Genomic DNA, 3899 nt, shown 5'->3' on the forward strand with positions numbered 1-3899 from the left:
GACCTGGGCAAAAACCAGGTGGTCCACGAGGGCGCCATCGGCTGGCTCGGCGAGGAGCTGCGCCAGGTGAAGTACGGCAAGTGGGTCAAGGACGGCGGCGGCGGTCCCCTCGCCTCCACCGGCGGCTGGACCGGCATCACCGACAAGTACTGGCTGACGGCGCTGATCCCCGATCAGACCGAGAAGATTCAGACGCAGTATCGGGTGACCCAGGCTCCCGCCGGCCTGGATATCTACGAAGCCAACTATGTGGGTCAGCCGCACATCATCGCGCCTGGCCGTCAGATCAGCGAGACCACCCGCCTGTTCGCCGGCGCCAAGACCGTGCCGGTGCTGAAGGACTACGAGGCCAAGCTCGGCGTGCCGCGCTTCGACTGGGCGGTGGACTGGGGGAACTTCTGGTTCATCACCCGCTATATGTTCGCCTTCCTCGACTTCATCTTCCGCCATGTGGGCAACTTCGGGATCGCCATCCTGCTGCTGACCGTGGCGGTGAAGGTGGTGTTCTTCCCGCTGGCCAATAAGAGCTATGAGTCGATCACCAAGATGAAGAAGGTGCAGCCCCAGATCGAGGCGCTGCGCGCGAAGTTCAAGGATGACCCGGCCAAGCAGCAGCAGGAGCTGATGGCCCTGTATCAGACCGAGAAGATCAATCCGTTGACGGGCTGCCTGCCCATGCTGGTGCAGATCCCGGTCTTCTACGGCCTCTACAAGGTGCTGACGGTCACCATCGAGATGCGGCACGCGCCGTTCGTCGGCTGGATCCAGGACCTCTCGGCCAAGGATCCCCTGACCATCTGGAACCTGTTCGGCCTGATCCCCTACAACCCCGCGTCGGTGCCGCTGATCGGCGGCATCCTCAACTCCGACTTCCTGCACCTGGGCCCGCTGGCCCTGCTCTACGGCGTGACCATGTGGCTCTCCACGGCCATGAACCCGCCCGCGCCCGACCCCGTGCAGCAGAAGATCTTCCAGTTCATGCCGATCATGTTCACCTTCATCATGGCGCCCTTCGCGGTCGGCCTGCTGATGTATTGGTGCTGGTCTAACGTGCTGACCGTGCTGCAGCAGTACATGATCATGAGACGCTTCAAGGTGGACAACCCCATCGATCAGATCATCGCCAGGCTCTCTGGCAAAGCAAAGGCCGTCGGTTGACCGACAACGGGGAATTCGACGAGGACGAACTGGAAGCCGGCCGGGTGCTGTTCGCCCGCGAGGCCAGCTTCCTCATGGGCGCCGTGGCGATTGATGGCCTGCCGTCGACCGACCTGCCGGAGGTGGCCTTCGCCGGCCGTTCCAACGTGGGCAAGTCGTCGCTGATCAACGGCCTGGTGGGCCACAAGAAGCTGGCGCGGGCCTCCAACGAACCCGGCCGCACCCGCGAGGTGAACTTCTTCGTCCTGGACGAACGCCTGCGCCTCGTCGATCTGCCCGGCTACGGCTGGGCCAAGGCCTCGAAAACCACGGTGAAGAAGTTCCAGGCCCTGGGCCACGACTACCTGCGCGGCCGCCCGAACCTGAAGCGCGCCTATCTGCTGATCGACGCACGCCACGGTCTGAAGGACGTCGACAAGGAGCCCATGGACGCCTTCGACAAGGCCGCCGTCTCCTACCAGATCGTCCTGACCAAGGCCGACAAGATCAAGCCGTCCGAGGTCGCCGCCATGGTCGCCAAGACCCAGGCCGCCATCGTCAAGCGCCCCGCCGCCTTCCCCCGCGTGCTCGCCACCTCGTCGGAAAAAGGCGCCGGCCTGCCCGAGCTGCGCGCCGAGATCATGGCCGCCTGCGGGATCGTGCTGGAGCGCTGACGTCAGGTCACGCTTTGCGCGCTTCGTACCGCGTGGAACAACGGGTCCTGACAACAACCAGGGTCCGCCACCATGATCGCCACCTCCGGCCGTACGGCCTACGACGCCGATCTCGACTCCTTCCGCGACCAGGTCCGTAAGGTGTTCGACAAGATCCTCCAGCCCAACCTCGACCGCTGGGAAGAGGAGGGCATCGTCGATCGCGACTTCTGGCGGGCCTATGGCGAGGCAGGCCTGCTCTGCCCGCAGGTCCCCACGGAGTACGGCGGGCTCGGCCTGGACTACCGCTACAACGCCATCATCGGCGAGGAGCTGGCCTATGCCGGGTGTTCGGCCGGCGTGACGCTCCAGTCAGACATCACCGTCGACTACCTGATCAACTACGGCTCGGACGAGCAGAGGGCCCGCTGGCTGCCCGGCATGGTCTCTGGCGACGTGATCACCGCGATCGCCATGACCGAGCCCGGAACCGGCTCGGACCTGCAGGGGATCAAGACCACCGCCAAGCGCGACGGCAACCACTACATCGTCAACGGGTCGAAGACCTACATCACCAACGGACAGAACGCCGACCTGGTGATCGTGGTGGCCAAGACCGACCCGAACCTGGGCTCCAAGGGCATCTCGCTGGTCCTTGTGGAGCGCGAGCGCGAGGGGTTCGCCCGCGGCCGCAACCTGGACAAGGTGGGTCAGAACTCCGCCGACACTTCCGAGCTGTTCTTCAACGACGTGCGGATTCCGATCACCAACTGCATTGGCGAGGAAGGGCGAGGCTTCGCCTATCTGATGAGCCAGCTCCCGCAGGAGCGGCTGCAGATCGCCGTCGGCGGCCAGGCCGGCGCCCAGCGCGCCTTCGACGAGGCGGTCAAGTTCACCAAGGACCGCAAGGCGTTCGGCCAGGCGATCTTCGACTTCCAGAACACCCGCTTCACCCTGGCGGCGCTGAAGACCAAGCTGCAGGTCGGCTGGGCGCACCTGGATTGGGCCATCAAGCGCCACGTGGCCGGCGAGCTGACCGCCGCCGAGGCCTCTGCCGCCAAGCTGTTCCACACCGAGCTGCAATGGGAGGCCTGCGACACCGCCCTCCAGCTTCACGGCGGCGCGGGCTACATGAACGAGTACCCCATCGCCCGCCTGTGGCGCGACGCTCGCGTCCAGCGGATCTACGGCGGCACGTCCGAGATCATGAAGGAGGTGGTGGCGCGCACGATCTAGCGTCACAGTTGGGTAGCCGACAGCCACGCTGGCCCGACGACCCTATTCTAAGCCGCCTGACGCGACATACTTGACCAGAGGCGTCCCATGACCATCGACACGGCCAAGACCCCGCCCGGCGTGCAGCCGCCGCCTGTGCGATCGACGAACCGTCTGCTGGCGGCGATCGGCCGGCGGGACTTCGAGCTGATTCAGCCTCAGCTGGCTCCCATCGAGCTGGAGCGCGGGCAGGTCTTGTTCGAACCCGGCGACGATGTTGTCACCACCTACTTTCCCGGTTCGCGCACCATGGTCTCGCTGCTGATCATCACCCGCGACGGCCGCGAGGTTGAGGCCGCGACCATCGGGCGGGAGGGCGCGGTGGGCGGCATCGTCAGCGCCGGCAACAAGCCCGCCTTTGGCCGCGCCGTGGTGACGATCCCCGGCAGCGCCCTGGCCATCCCCACCGAGGCGCTGGAAGTCCTCAAGGACGCCTCGCCGGCCTTCTCCGACCTGTTCTCGCGCTACGCCGACGCCCTGCTCGCCCAGCTCATGCAATCGGTGGCCTGCAACGCCTTGCATTCGGTGGAATCCCGCGCCAGCCGCTGGCTGCTGGCCACCCACGACCGGGCGGGCGACGCGATCATCCACCTGACCCAGGAATCGCTGGCCGAGATGCTGGGCGTCCAACGGACCACGGTGACCGGCGTGGTTCAGGGGCTCGAGGAACGCGGCCTGATCCGCCGCCACCGGGGCCGGGTTGAGGTTGTCGACCGCAAACGTCTCGAGCGCCAGGCCTGCGAATGCTACGCGGCCGTCGAGGAGCACTACGCCCTGCTGCTGCCCGAAGTGGACCTGTAGACGCCGATCAATCGAGGGCGGCCTCGTAGACGA

General features: G+C 66.0%; 4 protein-coding genes. All 4 read left to right on the forward strand.

Translation table 11 applies throughout. From position 1 onward, the window contains the following. The coding region (gene yidC / locus RMO04_RS06525; RefSeq protein ID WP_309643978.1) for a membrane protein insertase YidC at nt 1-1158 on the forward strand (1158 nt) is incomplete at its 5' end. Continuing rightward, a complete protein-coding gene (gene yihA / locus RMO04_RS06530) occupies nt 1155-1811 on the forward strand; it encodes a ribosome biogenesis GTP-binding protein YihA/YsxC (protein WP_309643979.1) in 657 nt (218 codons plus the stop codon). The genes yidC and yihA, both read left to right, overlap by 4 nt. A gap of 72 nt (nt 1812-1883) precedes the next feature. Next, nucleotides 1884-3026 carry an acyl-CoA dehydrogenase family protein gene (locus RMO04_RS06535; protein WP_309643980.1) on the forward strand — a complete coding sequence of 381 codons (1143 nt, stop codon included), beginning with the start codon at nt 1884-1886 and terminating at the stop codon, nt 3024-3026. Between the two features lie 87 nt (nt 3027-3113). Then, nucleotides 3114-3866, forward strand: coding sequence for a Crp/Fnr family transcriptional regulator (locus RMO04_RS06540; protein WP_309643981.1), 753 nt, complete (start codon nt 3114-3116; stop codon nt 3864-3866). Nucleotides 3867-3899: the final 33 nt, after the last annotated feature.

This window comes from Phenylobacterium sp. (assembly GCF_031412415.1).
In the GTDB taxonomy this organism is placed as follows: domain Bacteria; phylum Pseudomonadota; class Alphaproteobacteria; order Caulobacterales; family Caulobacteraceae; genus Phenylobacterium.